This window comes from Paenibacillus sp. Marseille-Q7038, assembly GCF_965111595.1.
Map to the genome: position 1 here is coordinate 944,463 of NZ_CBCOOM010000001.1, position 21,534 is coordinate 965,996.

Sequence of the window (21,534 nt, forward strand, 5' to 3'; positions counted from 1 at the left end):
CAGCTCTTCTTAAGCAAAAGGAGGAAGGAAGTAATTGGAAACCTTGCAAATTGTAATTTTAACGGTGCTCATGTTTTTCGTCATCGTGACGGTGCATGAATGGGGCCATTATTATTTTGCCAAACGGGCTGGCATTCTTGTCAGAGAATTTGCCATCGGCTTTGGTCCGAAACTGTTTTCTTATAAGTATCAAGAGACCATATTTACACTGCGGTTACTGCCATTCGGCGGTTATGCGAGGATGGCTGGAGAAGATCCTGAATTAATAGAAATTCAGCCGGGTCAGACCATAGCGGTTAAGACAGCCGATGGACAGGTCAAAACGATATACTTGGATCAACTTGATAATCGGAAAAATGTGATTCGAGGAGAAGTAGTTTCTATCGATCTTGAAAGACGACTAATGGTTGAACTCGATGTAGATGGCGAACAACAGCAATTTCCTGTTCATCCTGCAGCAATGCTTGTTGCAAGAAACCAAGAAACACAGATCGCTCCCAAAGATCGTCAGTTTAACAGTAAAACGGTCGGTCAAAGAGCGCTTGCCATTTTTGCCGGACCGTTTATGAACTTTTTACTGGCTTTTATCCTGTTTGCGATTTATGCGATGGCCGCAGGGACACCAGTGGAGAATCCAACCTATGTCAAGATTGGTACGATATCCGAAGGAATGCCTGCAGCAGAAGCGGATCTTCAAAAAGGTGATATTGTGGAGACAATCAATGGTGAAACTATTGGTGGGGATTACACGAAAATGATTAACCTGATTGCTGATTCGCAGGATAAACCCATGGAATGGACCGTGCGGCGAGGAGACGAAGTATTTGATCTAACGATTACTCCGCGTGCGATGGAAGGTCAAGTGGGAGGGAAAGTCGGTATTACTGCTGAATTCCCTCGTGAAGAAGTGGGATTTGCTGAATCCTTTGTCGTTGCTGGAAAAAACATGGTAACCACCACTGAAAATATATTTGAAGGTTTCAGACAACTCATCGCTAAGTTTAGCATTGATGATCTCGGTGGACCTGTGCGAACGTTTGAAGTGACGGGGCAAATTGCGAAGCAAGGCATATTGCAGCTAACCCAGTGGACCGCCATACTCAGCTTGTATCTCGGTATATTTAACTTATTGCCGATTCCGGCATTAGATGGCAGTCGACTTATCTTCCTTGGGATTGAAGGATTGCGTGGCAAGCCCATTGACCCTGCTCGTGAAGGTATGGTACATTTCATCGGGTTTGCGATGTTGTTCATTCTTATGATCGCAGTAACTTATAATGATATTTTACGATTAATTAAAGGATAATTGTGTTCCCTCGGAGTGATCACTTTAGTGATGCTCCCAGTAGGAACTACGGGAGGACGGAATCAAGTCTTATGTCAAACGATAAACAGTTTGTTACTGAAATTACACCCCAGTCAGAGGATTTTTCTCGCTGGTATATTGATACAATTAAAAAAGCGGATTTAATGGATTACTCCCCAGTTCGGGGCTGTATCGTGTTTAAACCAGACGGTTATGAAATTTGGGAACACATTAAAGAAAATATGGATCGCCGTTTCAAAGAAACTGGCCATCGTAATGCTTATTTTCCTATGTTTATTCCAGAAAGCTTCTTCCAAAAAGAAAAAGAACACGTAGAAGGCTTTAATCCAGAATTGCCATGGGTTACTGAAGCGGGCGGAGAGAAGCTGGAAGAACGTTTAGCGATTCGTCCAACTTCTGAAACGATTTTTGGTCATATGTATTCCAAGTGGATTCAATCCTATCGTGATCTTCCGGTGATGATTAACCAATGGGCTAACGTTGTTCGCTGGGAAAAACGGACCATGCCTTTCTTGCGTACAAGTGAATTCTTATGGCAAGAAGGTCATACTGCTCACGAGAACGAAGAAGAAGCTCGCCAAGAAACGATGCAGATGCTTGAAGTGTACCGTGAAGTCGTAGAGGATATTCTTGCAATTCCAGTTATTACTGGACAAAAGACCAAATCCGAGAAATTTGCAGGTGCAGTCGATACATTCTCCATTGAAGCAATGATGAAAGACGGCCGGGCTGTGCAAGCAGGTACTTCCCACTATATGGGAACTAACTTCGCTAAAGCATTTGAAATCCAGTATTTGAACCGTGAAAATGTGCTGGAATATGCTCATACGACTTCTTGGGGAACAAGTACTCGTCTCATCGGTGCAATGATTATGGTTCATGGTGATGATCGTGGTCTTGCTTTGCCACCTAAAGTAGCACCAACTCAAGTTGTTATTATTCCAATTGGACCACCGAAAACGCGTGATCAAGTGGTTGGACGTGCGGATGAATTGTTCGCAGAACTGAAAAAAGCGGGAATCCGAGTGAAAATGGATGATCGCAGTGATGTTCGTCCGGGTTGGAAATTCAACGAGTACGAAATGCGTGGTGTGCCGGTGCGTCTTGAAATCGGTCCACGAGATATGGAAAATGGAGTATGTGTTCTTGTTTCCCGTATTACAGGTGAGAAGAAAGTCGTGCAACAAGATAATCTTACGGAAGAAATTCAAACCATGCTTGAGCAGGTTCAAAAAGATATGTTCGACCGTGCAAAAGCTTTCTTACAAGAACATTTTTATTCCGTAGATACGCTGGAAGAAATGAAGGCTTTAATGGAAGAAAAACGTGGATTCTCACTAGCAGGCTGGTGTGGTTCAGAAGTTTGCGAAGATAAGGTGAAAGAGGTAACGGGAGCAACAAGCCGGAACATTCCTTTTGAACCATCCGAGGAAAAACATGCTTGTCTCGTTTGTGGACAGAAAGCTGAACATACTGTAGTATTTGCTAGAGCATATTAATATTGATTAGTTTTACAGAGTAACACAAATGATAAGCTTCTGTCCGAAATGAGACGGTGCCCCTTTACGGATCGGTTCCCATTTTTGTGCGCAGAAGCTTTTCATGTTTTTTTTGTTTGGAACGGGGGGGAAGAATCGTTTGAACGATACAACTGAACAAAGAAGAAGGTTCGAATTGTTGATGAAACAGGCGGACCTGCCTGCAGGTATAGCAGAACCTCATTTTGTTGATGGATATATTGATCATGTGGAAATCAGCCGTAGTAATCGTGACTGGCATATTACGATAGCCAAGGAAACACTGGTTCCGGCTCCTGTTTTCCGAGCTTTTTGTTTGCATATCCGTGAAAAAATGAGTCATATCGCCAAAATAAGTTTTACTTTTCAATATCAATCCGGGGTTTCGGAGGCTGATATTGTAACGGAATATTGGAATTTATTTCTAGAGTGGGTTCATCAGCAGGTTCCATCCGTAAACGGTTGGATGAATCGGGCTTCTCAAATCGTAGAATCCGGCTTGCTTACGTTAACACTCAGCGATGGAATGGCACTGGAACTGGCTCGAAAAAAACAGATTGATCAAGCTATCGTGAATTATTATGAGCGTTTTTTCAAGCTGCCGCTCAAGGTGAAAATGCTAGTGGGTGAGAGTAACCGCGAAGCAATGGCACAGTTCGAACAGAAGAAGCGAGAAGAAGAGCGGGAAGTTATTCAGAATATGATGACCATGATCGAAGCGGAAATGGCACCTCTTGAGGAAGAAGAAGGGGACGTAAGGCTTCAGATGGGTTATGAAATCAAAGAACAGCCGGTACCTATTAAGGACATCCAGGATGAAGAGAAGAAAGTGACTTTACAGGGAACGGTATTTGGACTCGATAAAAAAGAGTTGCGTAACGGAAATACACTTTATACTTTTTACCTTACAGACTTTACGGATTCCATGCAGATGAAAGTATTTGCTAAGTCGAAGGAAGATGTGCGAATTCTGAACCTGTTGGCTAACGGAAAATGGGTGAAAGTTAGAGGCCGTGTAGAATACGATCGCTTCATGCAAATACCAGAACTTGCGATGATTCCATCCGATTTGGTTGAAGTACAAGCACCCCCTTCTCGTAAAGACAATGCAGAACAAAAACGCGTTGAATTCCATCTGCACACGAAGATGAGCACGATGGATGCTGTCACTTCTATTGACAGCTATGTAAAAACAGCTGCTAGTTGGGGACATAAGGCAATCGCTGTAACGGATCACGCGGGCGTGCAGGTTTATCCCGAAGCTGCTAAAGCGGCTAAGAAACATGGCATCAAAATGATGTATGGCTTAGAAGCGAACATTGTAAATGATGCGGTAGCCGTTGTGCTAGAACCGAAGCCACTTGATTTGAAAACATCGACGTACATCGTCTTTGACATAGAGACTACAGGTCTATCCGTAACACAGAACAAAATTATTGAAATTGCGGCAATTAAAATGGTTGAAGATAAAGAAGTTGATCGATTTTCAACATTTGTCAATCCGCATGAACGGATTCCTTATAATATTCAACAGCTGACCAATATTAATGATGAAATGGTGAAAGATGCACCAGAAATAGAACCTGTATTGAAAGATTTTATTACTTTTGTTGGCGATGGAATTCTAGTCGCTCATAACGCAAGATTTGATATGGGCTTTATTCAAGCGAACTTGAAGTCTCTAGGAATGGCACCACTTGAGAATCCAGTACTTGACACACTGGAACTTGCTCGGATGCTTCATCCGTCCATGAAGAATCACAGGCTGAATACACTAGCGGATAAGTATAAAGTATCGCTTGAGAATCATCACCGGGCGATTGATGATACGATTGCCCTTGCCGGCATTTTGATAGGTCTCTTAAATGATGCAGCACAGATAAAAGGGATTACGCAACTGGATCGCTTGAATGATTTCGTAGGAATGGATCTGTCCAATTCAAGACCGTTTCACAGCGGTATTTATGCATTGAATGCGGTTGGTAAGAAAAACTTGTACAAGCTAGTTTCCCTTTCTCATACAGAGCATTTTAAGCGAGTGGCTACCATTCCAAAGTCTAAACTGGTGCATTATCGAGAAGGACTGCTTATCATGTCAGGCTGTGAAAAAGGCGAGTTTTTTGAGGCGGTTCTTAACAAGTCAGTGGAAGAAGCCGAAGAAATTGCGCATTTTTATGATGTATTAGAGATTCAGCCCATCACGATGTATATGCATCTAGTGGATAAAGGGCTTGTAGCTACACCGGAAGAGATTAAAACAGCGATTCGCAAAGTTGTCGAGATCGGGGAGAAACTCGGTAAACCGGTTGTAGCAACAGGGAATGTGCATTACTTGGAGCCTCGCGACAAAATTTATCGGGATATTACGATTCACGGGATTACAGGTTACAGCCCGCTTAAAGATATTCGCAAACCAGATGCTCATTTCCGGACTACAAATGAAATGCTCGAAGAGTTTGAATTTCTAGGTAAGGAAAAAGCATTTGAAGTGGTCGTAACGAATACAAGCGAACTTGCTGATCGTTTTGAAGAAATTCAGTTATTCCCTAAAGAATTGTTTACGCCGATCCTAGAAGGTGCAGAAGAAGAAATCCGCAGTAAATGTTATGATACGGCAAAGAGTATTTACGGTGAAGAAGTGCCTGATGTGGTTGTAAAGCGACTGGAAAAAGAACTCGAACCTATCATTAAATATGGATTCTCGGCCAACTATCTGATTTCGGAGAAACTTGTAAAAAAATCGAATGAAGATGGTTACTTGGTTGGCTCCCGGGGTTCCGTAGGTTCATCAGTTGTAGCAACATTTTTGGGGATATCGGAAGTAAACCCGCTGCCACCGCACTATATTTGTGGAAATGACGAATGTAAGTATAGCGAGTGGTTCCTTGATGGAAGTATTCGAAGCGGCTTTGACCTTCCTGTCAAAGACTGTCCGAAGTGCGGTACCCTACTAAAAGGGGAAGGCCAAGATATTCCTTTTGAAACCTTCCTTGGATTTAAGGGGGATAAGGTACCGGATATTGATCTTAACTTCTCAGGGGAATACCAGCCCAAAGCCCATCTCTATACAAAAGATTTATTTGGTGAAAAAAGTGTGTTTAGAGCAGGAACCATTGGTACGGTAGCTGAGAAGACAGCTTTTGGGTTTGCTAAAAAATATGAAGAATCACATCAAAAATCTTGGCGTGGAGCAGAGCTTAATCGCTTGGCATCCGGTTGTACAGGGGTGAAGAGAAGTACAGGGCAGCATCCCGGGGGTATTGTTGTTGTTCCTGACTATATTGAAGTAGAAGACGTTACACCTGTGCAGTACCCTGCTGATGATACAAGTGCAGAGTGGAAAACAACGCACTTTGACTATCATGCTTTTGAAGATAATCTGCTTAAGCTGGATATTCTAGGACATGATGATCCTACGATGATGCGAATGCTTCAGGATTTGACCGGAGTAGATCCGACAACGATTCCGATGAATGACCCTAAGGTTATGAGCATGTTTAATTCCACCGAAGCGCTCGGCGTTTCACCTGAGAAGTTACGGACTCCTGTAGCTACTTATGGTGTCCCTGAGATGGGTACTAAATTTGTGCGTCAGATGCTAATTGAATCACAGCCTTCGAGTTTTGCCGATTTGCTACAGATTTCAGGTTTGTCTCATGGTACAGGCGTATGGCTTGGCAATGCACAAGAACTCATCAAGAATGGAACATGTGACATTAAGACGGTTATTGGTTGTCGTGATGATATCATGTTGTTCCTGATCTATAAGCATGGAATGGATGCTGCTCTTGCGTTTAAGATTACAGAGAGTGTGCGTAAAGGTCGCGGTCTTAGTCAGGAATGGATTGACGAAATGAAAAATTGTAAGGTACCGCAGTGGTATATCGATTCTTGTCTTAAAATTCAGTACATGTTCCCGAAAGCACACGCATCGGCTTATGTAATCTCAGCGGTAAGAACCGCGTATTTCAAATTGTATTATCCAATTGAATATTATGCGACGTACTTCTCGGTCCGTGCCGAGGATTTCGATATTGAACTGGCTTGTCAGGGATATGATGCAATCTGCCGAAAGATTATTGAGATTGAACAGCTCGGTTTTCAGGCTTCCACCAAGGAAAAATCAATGCTTTCCGTGCTGGAGATGGCACTAGAAATGACAGCGCGCGGTTTTAGTTTCAAATCCATTGATTTGTATCGTTCGGATGCGACGCGTTTTATTGTAGATCAAGATTCACTGATTCCTCCGTTCTCTGCTTTGCAAGGAATTGGGGACAATGCGGCACGTAATATTGCTGCGGCGAGAGATCATGGAGAATTTTTATCCATTGAGGATTTCCAGCAAAAATCGAAAGCGAGTAAAACAGCAGTGGAGTTACTCACGCAAATGGGTTGCTTCCGCGGACTGCCGGAAAGTAACCAACTATCTCTCTTTTAGCTAATTGAAGAGAGTAGATTTAATTTCCATCCCTGGTTTTCAGATTACCTGAGTAAAAGTCTAGTCAAGTGTCTATACTTGTCACTAGTGACTGTCTATGTTATAATTTTAATGGTAATCATGTTGATAAAACCGTTGTTTAAAGAGTGGGGAAACCCACTCTTTACTCTTTGGTATATAGAAAATTCGCCGATTACCTTCGGCACTAACCTAATTTGGAGGTTATTGTATTTGAGCACAAAGATCAAAACTACCGTGGAAGAAATGATTAAGCCTTATCTGGAAGAGCATGCTTTTGAGCTCGTGGATGTAGAATACGTAAAGGAAGGCAATAACTTTTTCCTGCGTATTTACGTGGATAAAGAAGGTGGCATCGATTTGGATGATTGTGGACAGATCAGTGAATTCGTAAGCACTGAGCTCGATAAGAATGATCCAATTCCTGACGCTTATTTTCTGGAAGTTTCATCTCCCGGTGCGGAACGCCCCCTGAAGAAATCTGCTGACGTCGTCAAAGCGGTTGGGAAAAACGTATATGTGACTACATATGAGCCGATTGACGGACTGAAGGAATTTGAAGGTGAGTTGTTATCTTTTGAAAATGAGGAAATGGTAATAGCTTCTGGTAAAAAGAAGCATACGGTTCCTTATTCAAAAGTGGCGAGTGCACGATTGGCTATTGTTTTATAGTGTTAACTACACTCTATTATGAATTAAATTCATTCCGCGTGTAACGGCAAGGTTCTCTTCCTAAGTGAAGAGAATTTCGTCGTTTTACGCTATGGATGAGATGTTTGAAAGGGGGATTTACATTCATGAGTATGGATTTTATTGAAGCAATGAATGAATTAGAAAGAGATAAGGGGATCAGCAAGGACGTTTTGTTTGAAGCGATTGAAGCTGCTCTCATTTCTAGCTACAAACGCAATTTTAATGCTGCACAAAATGTTCGTGTTGATATGAACCGTAATTCCGGTGTTATAAGAGTATATGCCCGGAAAATGGTGGTGGAAGAGGTCCTCGATCCGCGCACTGAAATTTCTTTGACTGCTGCACGTGAGATTAATCCTCACTTCCAGCTCGAAGATATTGCAGAGATTGAAGTAACGCCAAGAGACTTCGGTCGTATTGCTGCTCAAACAGCAAAACAAGTGGTTACCCAGCGTATTCGTGAAGCAGAACGCGGTCTGATTTATAATAAGTTTGTAGACAAAGAAGAAGACATTGTAACTGGAGTGGTTCAACGTCAAGATCTTCGCAGCGTTTATATCGACCTTGGCAAAGTGGAAGCTGTTCTGCCTCTTACAGAGCTGATGCCTAATGAAAAGTTCGTCCATGGTGAACGTATCAAAGCGTATATCACGAAAGTGGAGAACACAACAAAGGGTCCTCAAATTATTCTTTCCCGTACGCATCCAGGCCTGTTAAAACGCTTGTTTGAACTAGAAGTTCCCGAGATTTTCGACGGTGTTGTTGAGATTCGCTCGGTAGCTCGTGAAGCAGGATTCCGTTCCAAAATTGCGGTACATTCTCGCAACGAAGAAGTAGACCCGGTTGGTTCCTGTGTTGGACCACGAGGAATACGCGTGCAGACCATTGTGGGTGAACTGCGCGGTGAGAAAATTGATATCGTGAAATATTCCGATGTTGTAGAGGAATACGTTGCCAATGCACTAAGTCCTTCCAAAGTATTGGAGGTACAGGTTTTTGAGAATGAAAAAATGGCTCGGGTTATCGTACCTGACTATCAACTTTCTCTCGCGATCGGTATCAAGGGGCAGAATGCGCGTCTTGCTGCGAAGCTGACAGGTTGGAAAATTGATATCAAGAGTGAAAGCCAGGCCGAACAGGAATACGGAAGAGAGAAAGATTCTTCTGAAGAAATGCATCAGGATTCCATCACCGTTGACTAACGGCGAATGATCGGGGGCCTACAAGATGAAACAACGTAAAGTACCGCTGCGAAAATGCGTAGCGTGTCAGGAAATGATGCCAAAGAAACAGCTAATCCGGGTTGTAAGAACTCCCAAAGAAGAAGTGCTGATTGACTTGTCAGGTAAAAAATCGGGCCGTGGAGCTTATCTATGCGGCAAAGAAGCTTGTTTTCGGCTAGCTCAGAAGAACCGTTCTTTGGATCGGGCACTTAAAGCTCAGGTAGTCCCTGGGATATATGAGCAGCTAGCACAAGATTTTCTTCGTGCTGAGGATGAATTTCTAGAAGCACAGAAAAGAGTGGACAATGAATAAGGCACTATCTTATATCGGGCTTGCAATGCGAGCAGGAAAGCTTGTTTCTGGTGATGAGATCGTACTCAAAGCCATCCGGTCATCTGAAGCGAAATTGGTTATCGTTGCGGGTAATGCTTCGGAAAATACACGTAAAAAATTTCGCGACAAGTGCAAATCGTACAACGTTCCTCTCGTGATCGGTTTTGATCGAGACTCCCTAGGCAGTGCCATGGGTAAACCTGAACGCATTGTGCTGGCGGTGACGGATCCCGGATTTGTAAGTATGATCTCGAAACAAGCCTTGACAATGTCGGAGGTGGAGTATATTGAGTAAACAGGAAAGCAAAGACAAACTGCGAGTTTATGAATATGCAAAATCAATCAACATGAGTAGCAAGGAAATCATTACCATTCTTAAAAAATTAGAAATACCCGTGAACAATCATATGAGCGTAATGGAGAACGGATCTGTAGCAAAAGTGGAGCAATTTTTTAATAGCATAAAATCAGATGCTGCTTCCAAACGCGAACAGAATTCGGCTCAGACGGTTTCAACATCAGCGGTTAAAGATGATAAGCTTAATCGCTCGAACCCGTCTCTTCAAGGAGGTGCCAATTCGAATTTGAAGAACGAAATCAAAACAAATCAAGAGTCAGGCAATGTACAGAATGCTTCAAGTGACTCTCAACCAAAAAAACAACAGGAAAAGCAGGTAGGTATGAATAATAGACCAAATCAAAACACAAACAATGGAACACCAAGACAAGGCGGGCAAGATTCCCGCAGAACGAATGGCAGCGTAGGTCAATCAAGCAGCGGACAAGGTAATCGTCCAAGCAGTGCGGGAAGCAATAGACCCGCTGGCCAAGGCAGCAACAGACCGGCTGGACAAGGTAACACTTCAAGCAGCAATAGACCTTCTAGTCAAGGTAGCAATACGAATAGACCTTCTAGCCAAGGTAATAATACAAACAGACCTTCTGGCCAAGGCAGCAACTCAAATAGACCGCAACAAGGTAGCGCTACAGGTCGCCCGGCACAATCTTCGGGTCAAGGTCGCACGAGTACTACAACAGGTAGCACTCAAGGTACTAACAACAACCGCGGTGGAAACAGTAACCAAAATCGCGGCAACAGTAGCAACCGTCCAGGTGCTGGCCGCCGTTTTGAAGATGGTAACGGCAGAGGTAACTATCGTGGCAACAACCGCGGCGGTAAGAACAACCGTGGACGTAACCAAAACCAACCTCCTCGTGAGAAAATCGATAACACACCGAAGAAAATTATCGTTCGCGGTAATATGACGGTTGGTGACGCAGCAAAACTGCTTCATAAGGATGCTTCTGAAGTCATCAAAAAACTCATCTCGATGGGTGTTATGGCTACGATCAATCAGGAACTAGACCTTGATACAATCTTGCTTCTCGCAGGCGAGTTTGGTGTTGAAGTTGAAGTGAAGATTCCGGTTGAAGATGACCGTTTTGAGACAATGGAAGAAAATGACGACCCAGCTGATCTGCAAGCTCGTCCTCCAGTTGTAACCATTATGGGTCACGTTGACCACGGTAAAACAACACTTCTTGATACCATTCGTTCTACTAGCGTAACAAGCGGTGAAGCTGGCGGTATTACACAGCATATCGGTGCTTATCAAGTAGAAATCAACAACAAAAAAATTACGTTCCTTGATACTCCTGGTCACGAAGCATTTACAGCAATGCGTGCTCGTGGTGCGGAAGTTACGGATATGACGATTATTGTCGTTGCAGCTGATGATGGTGTTATGCCTCAAACGATTGAAGCAATTAACCATGCTAAAGCAGCAAATCTACCAATTATCGTAGCGGTTAATAAGATCGATAAACCGGGCGTTGATCCGGATCGTGTTAAACAAGAACTTACGAACTATGAACTTGTTCCAGAAGAATGGGGCGGAGATACCATTTTCGTTAACGTTTCTGCGAAACAAAAATTGGGTATCGAAGAACTTCTTGAAATGATTCTGCTTGTAGCAGAAGTGAATGAATATAAAGCAAATCCTGTCAAACGTGCACGTGGTACAGTAATTGAAGCGGAACTCGATAAAGGCCGTGGACCAGTAATGCGTTTGCTTGTTCAAAATGGTACTTTGAAAGTCGGAGACGCTTTTGTTGCGGGTAACTGCTTCGGCCGTGTCCGTGCAATGGTTAACGACAAAGGACGTAAGATTAAAGAAGCAGGTCCTTCTACTCCAGTTGAAATCACTGGTTTGCAAGAAGTACCACTTGCGGGCGATCCATTCATAGTGTTTGAAGATGAGCGTAAAGCTCGTTCAATCGCAGACAAACGTGCGATTACACAACGTGAATCAGATCTAGGTACACAAACCCGAGTTACCCTTGATGATCTGTTCCAGCACATTAAGGATGGCGAGATGAAGGCTCTGAACGTAATCATCAAAGGTGACGTTCAAGGTACCGTTGAGGCACTTAAAGGCTCCCTTGCTAAGATTGAAGTAGAAGGCGTACGCGTGAAAATCATTCATAGCGGTGCTGGTGCAATTACAGAATCTGATATTATTCTCGCAGCAGCTTCTAATGCGATTGTCATTGGATTTAACGTTCGTCCTGAAGTTCAAGCAAAATCAACAGCAGATGCTGAAAAAGTCGATATTCGACTCTACAACGTTATCTACAACGTAATTGAAGAGATTGAACAAGCGATGAAAGGTATGCTTGATCCTGAATTTAAAGAGAATGTTATTGGGCATGCTGAGATTAGAAATACGTTCAAAATCAGCAAAGTCGGAACCATTGCAGGTTGTATGGTGACTTCCGGTAAGATTACTCGTGCATCACAAACTCGTATCATCCGTGATGGTATTGTTATTTTCGAAGGTAAACTAGATACCTTGAAACGCTTTAAAGATGATGTGAAAGAAGTTGCTCAAGGTTATGAGTGTGGTATCACTATTGAGAACTTCAATGACATTAGAGAAGGCGACGTTATTGAAGCGTTCGTTATGGAAACAGTGGAACGTAAATAGCGTCAACTGCAAGAGAGGTGACATGAGTGGCTAAAATTAGAACTGGACGTGTAAGCGAACAGATAAAAAAAGAGATTAGCTTGCTAATCCAAACCGAGCTAAAAGATCCTAGAGTCGGTTTTGTTACAGTAACGGGTGTTGATCTAACAAACGATCTGTCGCAAGCTAAAATTTACCTCAGTGTACTCGGAGACGAAGAACAAAAAAATAATTCATTAAAAGCTCTCCACAAAGCAAACGGATTTATGCGTAGCGAACTGGGGAAAAGAATTAAATTTCGTCATGTACCTGAGTTGATATTCAAAATTGATGAATCCATTGAGTACGGTAGTCGTATTGAGAAATTGCTTACCGAGATTGATACCAAGGATTCAAAATGAGATGAATAGAGGAGACGGCAATGCAGACCTATGAACAGGCGCTTCAACAAGGGAAGGAATTTCTTTTGGAGCATGATGACTTCCTGATCGTGTCGCATGTACAGCCGGACGGAGACGCAGTCAGCTCCACCGTAATGGTGGGCTGGCTTCTCTCATGTCTGGGGAAGAAATTCACGATGATTAATGAAGGACCGATCCCGCCACGAATGCATTATATGTGGGGAACTTCTCAAATTTTAAACGGAACTGCGACGGAACCATCCAAACCCTATACTTATGTTATCTGTGTAGACTGCGCCGACTACGAACGAGTAGGACGTGTGAAACATTGGTTTGCGGAAGAAAAGCAGATCCTGAATATAGATCATCATCCGACAAATAATGGTTATGGCAAAGTAAATATTATTAAAGATGATGCTGCTGCTACAGCAGAAATTTTATATGATTTGATTGAAGTAATGGGCTTAACCTGGGATAAAGATGTGGCTACAGCTGCATATACGGGGATTCTTACAGATACCGGAGGATTTCGTTATTCAAATACAAGTCCTAAAATAATGGAAATGGCATCTGCCCTATTAAAACATGGAGTTAATGGACCTGAACTAGCTGAAATTTTACTGGAGCAAATGACCTATCCTCAGCTGCAAGTTCTTACTAAAGCGCTGGCTACTCTTCAATTAACTGAGGATGGAAAGATAGCTTGGGTTGTGGTAACGCCTCAGGATATGGAAGAATGCGGTGCAGCAAATGATGATTTAGAAGGAATCGTTAACTACCCGCGTAATATTCAAGGGGTAGAAGTAGGGATCTTCTTCAAGATCATTTCAGATGATGTGGTAAAAGCTAGCTTCCGATCGAATGGTAGAGTTGATGTTGCGGCTCTTGCTAAAGATTATGGAGGCGGTGGGCATGTTCGTGCTGCCGGTGCTAGAGTGGAAGGTCCATGGATGGAAACAGTAAAACAAGTTGTAGAACGGGTGAAAAAAGAGCTATGAGTGGTTACGAAGGAGTACTTCCAGTACTAAAACCGGCAGGCTTTACCTCCCATGATGTAGTTGCTAAATTGAGAGGCATTCTGAAAATGAAAAGAATTGGGCACACAGGAACACTGGATCCTCAGGTTACAGGTGTCCTGCCTCTTTGCTTAGGAAAAGCGACAAGAGTAGTAGAGTACTTGCAGGAGCTTCCGAAAGAATATCATGCTACGCTTCGGCTCGGGATTGCGACAGATACGGAAGACATGACAGGTGAAGTAACAGCGCAAGTCGATGACGTTCAAGTGACGTATGAACAAGTAGAGGCAGCACTGAAGCGGTTCCATGGGGTTATCTCTCAGGTTCCTCCTATGTATTCTGCTGTAAAAATTAACGGGAAAAGGCTTTATGAAATTGCCCGTGAAGGAAAGACAGTGGAACGCAAAAGCAGAGAAGTAACCATACATGAACTTGAACTTATACGAATGGAAGATGTAGACGGATTGCCGGAAATTTCTTTTCGTGTACTGTGTTCCAAAGGGACTTATATTCGAACTTTATGTGTAGATATTGGAGAGGCGCTAGGCTATCCCTCTACAATGGTTAAACTTGAAAGAACGATGTCTGCTGGTATCCCAGCAGGGCGCTGTTTGACGATTGAAGAGATACAGCAATGTGTTGAGAATGACACGTTGTCTACTTATCTAATTCCTACAGATCAATCGATTTGGAATTTCCCTTCCCACACGATTGAGTCGGAACAAGAGCGCTCTGTACTACAAGGTAAAAAAGTGTCTGCTTCTTATGTCCAGCCTGCTTTGAAAGAGGAGGGATTGTTCCGCCTTTACTCTAAGGAAGAACAATTTCTAGGAATTTATCAGTGGGATGCGGAATCAGATACAATTACCCCTAAAAAAGTTTTTTTACCGGAACCAAGTTGAAGTGTGATCAATAACAGATACGGCAACAGGATTATCATGGGAATTGCAGGTGAATTAGATTGAAAACAATAAATTTATCATTTCCTCTGACAGAAGAAGTGCGTAAAGAGATTGCCGTTCCTCAGGCACTTGCGATGGGACAGTTTGATGGGCTGCATTTGGGACATGTAAGTGTGATTGAGTCGGCTATAAAACGATCCAGAGAACAGGGGATTCAAGCTGCTGTCTTAACTTTTCACCCTCATCCAAAAGAAGTGATGCGTAAAGGTGACTATCAGGGTTATCTGACACCGCTTCGTGATAAAGAAGAAATCCTTGAAAAAATGGGTATAGATGTTCTATATGTTATCGAATTCAATGCGTCTTTTTCTAATCTTCTGCCAGAACAGTTTGTAACTGAGTTTTTGATTCAATCCGAAGTAAAAGTAGCTGTGGTTGGTTTTGACTTTCGGTTTGGTCATAAAGGAGCCGGGGACGAAAACAAACTACGTGAACTCGGATTGCCTCATATGAACGTGGTAACCATTCCTCCGCTTATGCTGGATGGTAAAAAAGTGAGCAGTACTTCGATTCGTTCTGTCTTACACGAAGGAGATGTAAAGGAAGCTCAGCGTATGTTGGGCAGACCTTATTCTCTAAGAGGGACTGTGATTGACGGAGAAAAAAGAGGACGTACCATTGGTTTTCCTACAGCCAATGTAGAGCCATCAGAAAGCTATGTTGTACCACGGAAAGGTGTATATGCCGTTTGGGTATCGCATCGTAATCAGAAGTTTCCTGGTGTCATGAATATTGGAGTTAAGCCTACTTTTCATAAAGATCGGATTAAACCTTCTTTTGAAGTTCACTTGCTCGATTATAGTGGGGATTTATATGGACAGGAACTCACTGTCGAGTTGGTAGAGTTTCTACGACCTGAACAACGGTTCCCATCCATCGACGAACTCATCGCCCAGATTCAGAGAGACTCGGAGACGGCGAAGCAAATTTTAGCGAATCTATCGTAGAATACTTAAATATTGAAGTTTAGATTTACATGAAATAGGCAAGTATGATATACTAAGATACGTTGCTGAAAGGCAACCATAACCTTAGCTTTAGTTGAAGGCTCTCACCGGCCCCGACGAGGCTACAGGCGATTATAATGAAGGAGGTGAACAGGATGGCTTTGACTCAAGAACGTAAACAACAATTGATCGAAGAGCACAAAACTCATGAATCCGATACTGGATCTCCAGAGGTGCAAATTGCTATCCTTACGGAAAACATCAAGAGTTTGACGGATCACTTGCGCACACACAAGAAAGATCACCATTCCCGTCGCGGGCTTTTGAAAATGGTAGGTCAACGTCGTAAGCTCTTGGCTTACTTGAAAAACAAAGATGTTAGACGTTATAGTGCTTTGATTGAGAAGCTTGGATTGCGCCGTTAATCTTCGTATATCCTAACAACGACAGCCTGGTTGTCCCCGTCTCTCTATTATAGAGGAACGGGCTCGCAGCCGGGTTGTTTTGTAGATTTAGGCTTCTTTTTTTTGTGGACAGGAATAGTCCCAATTAAAATTTTGTGAATATGTCAATACTAGGTCATACTAGTAAATAAAAAAATAAATTATGTGAATAGAAGGAGGGGTCTCATGGAACAACGTGTTGAGATGCAACTTGGCGGCAGAACACTAATTCTAGAAACAGGACGTCTTGCTAAACAAGCAAACGCTGCTGTAACTGTACGCTATGGAGATACCGTTATTTTATGTACCGTAACTGCGTCAACTGAACCTAAAGATTTGGATTTTTTCCCGCTTACGGTTAACTACGAGGAAAGACTATATGCAGTAGGTAAAATTCCGGGTGGATTTATTAAAAGAGAAGGCAGACCGAGTGAGAAAGCTATTCTTGCCAGCCGCCTGACAGATAGACCAATTCGTCCTTTATTTCCGGAAGGATTCCGTAATGATGTTCAGATCCAGAATATCGTAATGAGTGTAGATCAAGACTGTGAACCAGAAATTGCAGCAATGATCGGTACTTCTGCGGCACTAAGTATTTCAGATGTTCCTTTTAATGGACCTATCGGCGGAGTAGCTGTTGGCCGTGTTAATGGTGAATTTGTAATTAACCCGGATATTGCTGCTCAAGAAGCGAGTGATATCTATGTTGTGGTTGCAGGAACTAAAGATGCGATCATGATGGTAGAGGCAGAAGCGAATGAAGTACCAGAAGAAGTGATGCTCGAAGCGATTATGTTTGGTCATGAAGAGATCAAAAACATTGTTGCTGTAATCGATCAACTGGTACAAGTTGCAGGTAAAGAGAAAATGGCAGTTAAATTGCATGCAGTTAATGCTGATATTAATGCTGAAGTTCGCGAGTATGCAGCAGCACGTCTCGTTGAAGCAGTTCGTATTGAAGAGAAGCATGCAAGACAAGATGCGATTGATCTAGTTAACGATGAAACGGTTGCTTTCTTTGGTGATAAATACATAGAAACTCCTGAATTGTTAAAAGACGTGAAGGAAGTTCTTCATGACATCGTTAAAGAAGAAGTTCGTAGATTGATCACGCATGATAAAGTGCGTCCAGATGGACGAGCACTGTCTGAAATTCGTCCAATCGATTGTGATACAAACCTCTTGCCGCGTACACATGGATCCGGATTGTTCACTCGGGGACAAACTCAGGCGCTCAGCGTATGTACACTTGGAGCATTAGGTGATGTTCAGATTCTAGATGGTATTGATCTGGAAGAAACAAAACGCTTCATGCATCATTACAATTTCCCACCATTCAGTGTCGGTGAAGCAAGACCGCTTCGTCCTCCAGGTCGTCGTGAAATCGGTCATGGTGCACTCGGAGAAAAAGCATTGTCTAAAGTGATTCCGTCTGAGACTGAATTCCCTTATACGATTCGTCTTGTTTCTGAAGTTATTGAATCCAATGGATCAACATCTCAGGCTAGTATCTGTGCTTCTACACTTGCAATGATGGATGCTGGGGTACCAATTAAAGCTCCTGTAGCTGGTGTGGCAATGGGTCTGATTAAAGATGGAGATCATGTATCGATCCTGACTGATATTCAAGGTATGGAAGATCATCTTGGCGACATGGACTTTAAAGTAGCCGGTACTCCTGAAGGGGTTACTGCAATTCAGATGGATATTAAGATTAATGGTATCGATCGTGCTATTCTTTCCGAAGCTCTTAGTCAAGCAAAAGAAGGACGTATGCATATTCTTGGTAAAATGATGGAAGCTATCCAAAAACCAAGAGAAACATTATCTCAATATGCACCGAAAATTCTTACCATGCACATTAACCCGGATAAAATTCGTGATGTTATTGGCGCAGGCGGTAAAATCATTAATAAGATTATTGAAGAGACCGGCGTTAAAATTGATATTGAACAAGATGGCCGTGTGTTCATCTCTTCAGCCGATCAAACAATGAACGATAAAGCTCGTGATATTATTGAAGGCATCGTTCGAGAAGTGGCTGTTGGTGAAATTTATGTAGGTAAAGTGAAACGTATTGAGAAGTTTGGTTGTTTTGTGGAAGTACTTCCTAACAAAGAAGGACTTGTTCATATCTCCCAACTATCTACAGAGCGTGTAGCTAAAGTGGAAGATGTAGTAGCTATTGGAGATTCCATTACAGTAAAAGTAACGGAAATCGACCAACAAGGACGCATCAATCTTTCCCGCAAGGCAACTTTGACTGCAGAAACAAAAGCTTAATCTTAATATAGATCTTACAAAAGAGACAGAAGTTTATTCTGGCTCTTTTTTTCATACATATTCAGCCTCTTGTACACATAAGATGGGACAAACGTGACCGGGGGGTTGAAGCAGTGAAAACGAACAAGAAAAAATGGGCTGCCGTGCTTGTTAGTGCGGCAGCCGTCGTTTTGATCGGACAAGTAACGGATGTAACAAGTTTTATTACGGATCAAAGGGTAATTCATACAGAAGATGCATTTGATATGTATGTTGATGCTACACCAGAAGATGAACTAAAAAAACAGATTACACTCAAAGCAGCAGAGCTGAAAATAGAACCTATTGATGCTAAGCTAGATCGGGTTTGGAAAGCAATCCCGGGATATAACGGATTAGAAGTAGATGTAGAAGCAACTTATCAAAAAGCATTATCTTCTCCAAAATCAGAGTCTATTTCCTATGTGATGAAAGAGATCCCGCCCAAAGTCTCGCTTGACGACATTGGTCCTCATCCGATTTACCGAGGCAACCCGGAGAAAAAGATGGCTTCTTTTATGATCAATGTAGCTTGGGGCAATGAATATCTTACTCCAATGCTCGATACACTCGATAAATATAAAGTGAAAGCCACATTTTTTCTTGATGGGAGTTGGCTGAGTAAGAATAAAGACCTTGCTCTGGAGATTAAAAGGCGCGGACATGAATTGGAGAACCACGCGTATTCTCATCCGAATATGAGCCGGCTGAGTACGGAACGAGCCATTCTCGAGATTAGCAAGACCAAGCAACTGCTTAAGGAGTCGCTTGGTGTAGATAATAAATGGTTTGCTCCCCCTTCCGGAGATTATGATGAGGAAACAGTGAATCTCGCTGCTGAGCAAGGTCTAAAGACAGTGCTATGGACGATTGATACGGTAGATTGGAAGAAACCTAGTTCTGAAAGTGTGGTTGCTAAAATCACAAAAGGGACGGAGGCAGGGTCTCTTATTTTAATGCATCCAACTGCTGCTTCGGAAGGCGCTCTTGAAGGGATGATTCAAGGAATTACCCAAAAAGGAATCACGCTTGGAACGGTAAGTGAGACCTTATCGCCCGCTAGACTTCAAACGAAAGTTGAGTAAGACCATTTTTTTTGGTAGGATTATGATATTTGGTTGGGAACTAATCAAAGTCATTTTAAGATATGATTTTTAAAAGTTAGTTATTAAATTTGGGGAGGCCAGCATGTGAAAAAAATGAAGCTGAAGAATGGCCTTAGAGTGGTCATGGAAGAAATTCCAACAAGCCGATCGGTTTCCTTCGGGATATGGGTTAAGAATGGTTCGCGTAATGAAGATGATCAGAACAACGGAGTATCTCATTTTATAGAGCATATGCTGTTTAAAGGCACGGATCGTTTTGACGCGAAAGCGATAGCAGAACAATTTGATGCCATCGGCGGTAATGTGAATGCATTTACCTCAAAAGAATACACTTGTTATTATGCGAAAGTTCTTGATGAACATTTGCCGATTGCGGTAGATGTACTATCGGATATGTTCTTTCATTCCAAGTTTGACAGTGAGGAACTCGCGAAAGAGAAGAATGTAATTTTAGAGGAAATCTCGATGTATGAAGATACACCGGATGATATGGTTCATGATTTAATTTCGCTTGCAGCTTACGGAGATCATCCTCTAGCTTATCCGATTCTCGGTACAGAAGAAAAATTAAATGCAATGGATCAGACGACACTTCGTAATTTTATGAAGGAACGTTATACGATTGAAAATACAGTGATCAGCCTTGCCGGAAATATGGATGCTGAACATATTATGGAATTGCTCGAAAAATATTTTGGCTCTTTTGATCTTCATGGTGAAATGCAGGAAGTTTCTGAGCCTGTATTTAAAGGTGAACAGCTGTTTCATAAAAAGAAAACGGAGCAAAATCACATTTGTTTAGCTTTTCCAGGATGCTCTATTCACGACAACAAACAGTATGCAATGGCCCTCATTAATAATGCGATTGGGGGCGGGATGAGTTCAAGACTGTTCCAGGAAATAAGAGAAAAACGAGGTCTAGCTTATTCTGTCTATTCCTATCATAGTGCACATGCAGATAGCGGTTTGTTTACGATCTATGCAGGAACAGCCCCTAAACAGACAAAAGAAGTTATGGAGTTAACGATTGCCCTTCTTAAAGATCTAGCCGTTAATGGCTTGTCTGAAGAGGAACTCCGCAAAGGAAAAGAACAGCTCAAAGGCAGCCTCATCTTGAGTCTTGAAGGTACAGGCAGCCGAATGAACCGTAATGGTAAAAACGAGCTGATGGTAGGGAAACACCAAACCCTTGACCAAATGATTGAAAAAATTGAAAATGTAACAATGGACGACATCAATGTTGTTTTAGACCGAATGTTTGCTGTACCTTATGCACTGGCTATGGTAGGCGCTTCGGATAAAGCAATTGCATCTATGAGGAGGAACGAGTTTGTCAGTATCCGTACAAATTAAAAGATTAGCTGGGAATGAAGATATTTCACTTCCAGCTCAAATGTCTGAACTAGCAGCAGGGTTTGACCTGTATGCCGCTGTTGAGGCTGATAAGACATTAAATCCAGGAGAGCGTAGTTTGATTCCTACGGGATTTGCTATGGCTTTACCAGCGGGTTATGAAGCTCAAATTCGCCCCAGAAGCGGCTTAGCTTATAAACACGGAATTACCTGCCTTAATACGCCGGGAACAATTGATGCAGATTACCGTGGTGAGGTGAAGGTGTTGCTTGTGAATTTAGGACAAGAACCTTTTACAATTCGCCGGAATGAACGCATCGCTCAAATGGTAATTCAAGTCGTACCTGCGGTTACTTTAACCGAAGTAGTAGAATTATCTGATACGGTTCGGGGTACCGGTGGTTTTGGTCACACAGGTAAATAAGAAAATAGCATGAATGAAGCTGCTCTTCCGTAATGGGAGGGCAGCTTTTTTATGCTTATCAATCA

17 protein-coding genes are annotated in these 21,534 nt (G+C 42.5%); all 17 read left to right on the forward strand.

All coding sequences use genetic code 11. The annotated features are described in order from the left end of the window. Positions 1-34 precede the first annotated feature (34 nt). A complete protein-coding gene (rseP, locus tag ACWPWY_RS04650; protein WP_454190602.1) occupies positions 35-1,306 on the forward strand; it encodes an RIP metalloprotease RseP in 1,272 nt (423 codons plus the stop codon). A 71-nt stretch (positions 1,307-1,377) separates the two neighbouring features. Beyond that, a complete protein-coding gene (gene proS, locus ACWPWY_RS04655; protein WP_454190603.1) occupies positions 1,378-2,826 on the forward strand; it encodes a proline--tRNA ligase in 1,449 nt (482 codons plus the stop codon). A 139-nt stretch (positions 2,827-2,965) separates the two neighbouring features. Further along, positions 2,966-7,282: a PolC-type DNA polymerase III gene (locus ACWPWY_RS04660; RefSeq protein WP_454190604.1), complete on the forward strand. Its 4,317-nt coding sequence runs from the start codon at positions 2,966-2,968 to the stop codon at positions 7,280-7,282. A 231-nt stretch (positions 7,283-7,513) separates the two neighbouring features. Beyond that, positions 7,514-7,972, forward strand: a complete 459-nt coding sequence (gene rimP / locus ACWPWY_RS04665) for a ribosome maturation factor RimP (RefSeq protein WP_454190605.1) — start codon at positions 7,514-7,516, stop codon at positions 7,970-7,972. 125 nt (positions 7,973-8,097) lie between these two features. Beyond that, positions 8,098-9,195 carry a transcription termination factor NusA gene (gene nusA, locus ACWPWY_RS04670; protein ID WP_191798450.1) on the forward strand — a complete coding sequence of 366 codons (1,098 nt, stop codon included), beginning with the start codon at positions 8,098-8,100 and terminating at the stop codon, positions 9,193-9,195. 25 nt (positions 9,196-9,220) lie between these two features. Next, a complete protein-coding gene (gene rnpM / locus ACWPWY_RS04675; RefSeq protein WP_454190606.1) occupies positions 9,221-9,529 on the forward strand; it encodes an RNase P modulator RnpM in 309 nt (102 codons plus the stop codon). Beyond that, the gene (locus ACWPWY_RS04680; protein WP_191798454.1) at positions 9,522-9,845 is read left to right on the forward strand and encodes a L7Ae/L30e/S12e/Gadd45 family ribosomal protein; all 324 of its coding nucleotides are present in this window, start codon (positions 9,522-9,524) and stop codon (positions 9,843-9,845) included. The genes rnpM and ACWPWY_RS04680 overlap by 8 nt, the downstream gene beginning before the upstream one ends. Beyond that, positions 9,838-12,537 carry a translation initiation factor IF-2 gene (gene infB, locus ACWPWY_RS04685; RefSeq protein WP_454190607.1) on the forward strand — a complete coding sequence of 900 codons (2,700 nt, stop codon included), beginning with the start codon at positions 9,838-9,840 and terminating at the stop codon, positions 12,535-12,537. Before ACWPWY_RS04680 ends, infB begins: the two co-directional genes overlap by 8 nt. Positions 12,538-12,563: 26 nt before the next feature. Next, the gene (gene rbfA, locus ACWPWY_RS04690; protein WP_454190608.1) at positions 12,564-12,917 is read left to right on the forward strand and encodes a 30S ribosome-binding factor RbfA; all 354 of its coding nucleotides are present in this window, start codon (positions 12,564-12,566) and stop codon (positions 12,915-12,917) included. A gap of 20 nt (positions 12,918-12,937) precedes the next feature. Continuing rightward, positions 12,938-13,915, forward strand: coding sequence for a DHH family phosphoesterase (locus ACWPWY_RS04695; RefSeq protein ID WP_454190609.1), 978 nt, complete (start codon positions 12,938-12,940; stop codon positions 13,913-13,915). Then, entirely contained in the window at positions 13,912-14,835 is a 924-nt protein-coding gene (truB, locus tag ACWPWY_RS04700; protein WP_454190610.1) for a tRNA pseudouridine(55) synthase TruB, read from the forward strand. The genes ACWPWY_RS04695 and truB overlap by 4 nt, the downstream gene beginning before the upstream one ends. 59 nt (positions 14,836-14,894) lie before the next feature. Next, entirely contained in the window at positions 14,895-15,842 is a 948-nt protein-coding gene (locus tag ACWPWY_RS04705) for a bifunctional riboflavin kinase/FAD synthetase (RefSeq protein ID WP_454190611.1), read from the forward strand. Between the two features lie 155 nt (positions 15,843-15,997). Further along, positions 15,998-16,267, forward strand: coding sequence for a 30S ribosomal protein S15 (rpsO, locus tag ACWPWY_RS04710; RefSeq protein ID WP_213532595.1), 270 nt, complete (start codon positions 15,998-16,000; stop codon positions 16,265-16,267). 204 nt (positions 16,268-16,471) lie between these two features. Beyond that, positions 16,472-18,568 (forward strand): polyribonucleotide nucleotidyltransferase, encoded by a 2,097-nt coding sequence (pnp, locus tag ACWPWY_RS04715; protein ID WP_454190612.1) that lies wholly within the window; start codon positions 16,472-16,474, stop codon positions 18,566-18,568. A 113-nt stretch (positions 18,569-18,681) separates the two neighbouring features. Then, entirely contained in the window at positions 18,682-19,671 is a 990-nt protein-coding gene (locus ACWPWY_RS04720) for a polysaccharide deacetylase family protein (RefSeq protein ID WP_454190613.1), read from the forward strand. Between the two features lie 114 nt (positions 19,672-19,785). After that, complete coding sequence (locus tag ACWPWY_RS04725; protein ID WP_454192794.1) at positions 19,786-21,045, forward strand: M16 family metallopeptidase; 1,260 nt, start codon at positions 19,786-19,788, stop codon at positions 21,043-21,045. Then, positions 21,023-21,469, forward strand: coding sequence for a dUTP diphosphatase (gene dut, locus ACWPWY_RS04730; protein ID WP_454190614.1), 447 nt, complete (start codon positions 21,023-21,025; stop codon positions 21,467-21,469). Before ACWPWY_RS04725 ends, dut begins: the two co-directional genes overlap by 23 nt. Positions 21,470-21,534: the final 65 nt, after the last annotated feature.

What these genes read in the sequence shown, in the direction of transcription:
- nusA (WP_191798450.1), top strand. Translation starts at nt 8,098, where the DNA reads ATGAGTATGGATTTTATTGAAGCAATGAATGAATTAGAAAGAGATAAG.
- proS (WP_454190603.1), top strand. Translation starts at nt 1,378, where the DNA reads ATGTCAAACGATAAACAGTTTGTTACTGAAATTACACCCCAGTCAGAG.
- rnpM (WP_454190606.1), top strand. Translation starts at nt 9,221, where the DNA reads ATGAAACAACGTAAAGTACCGCTGCGAAAATGCGTAGCGTGTCAGGAA.
- ACWPWY_RS04695 (WP_454190609.1), top strand. Translation starts at nt 12,938, where the DNA reads ATGCAGACCTATGAACAGGCGCTTCAACAAGGGAAGGAATTTCTTTTG.
- rpsO (WP_213532595.1), top strand. Translation starts at nt 15,998, where the DNA reads ATGGCTTTGACTCAAGAACGTAAACAACAATTGATCGAAGAGCACAAA.
- pnp (WP_454190612.1), top strand. Translation starts at nt 16,472, where the DNA reads ATGGAACAACGTGTTGAGATGCAACTTGGCGGCAGAACACTAATTCTA.
- ACWPWY_RS04680 (WP_191798454.1), top strand. Translation starts at nt 9,522, where the DNA reads ATGAATAAGGCACTATCTTATATCGGGCTTGCAATGCGAGCAGGAAAG.
- ACWPWY_RS04725 (WP_454192794.1), top strand. Translation starts at nt 19,786, where the DNA reads ATGAAGCTGAAGAATGGCCTTAGAGTGGTCATGGAAGAAATTCCAACA.
- truB (WP_454190610.1), top strand. Translation starts at nt 13,912, where the DNA reads ATGAGTGGTTACGAAGGAGTACTTCCAGTACTAAAACCGGCAGGCTTT.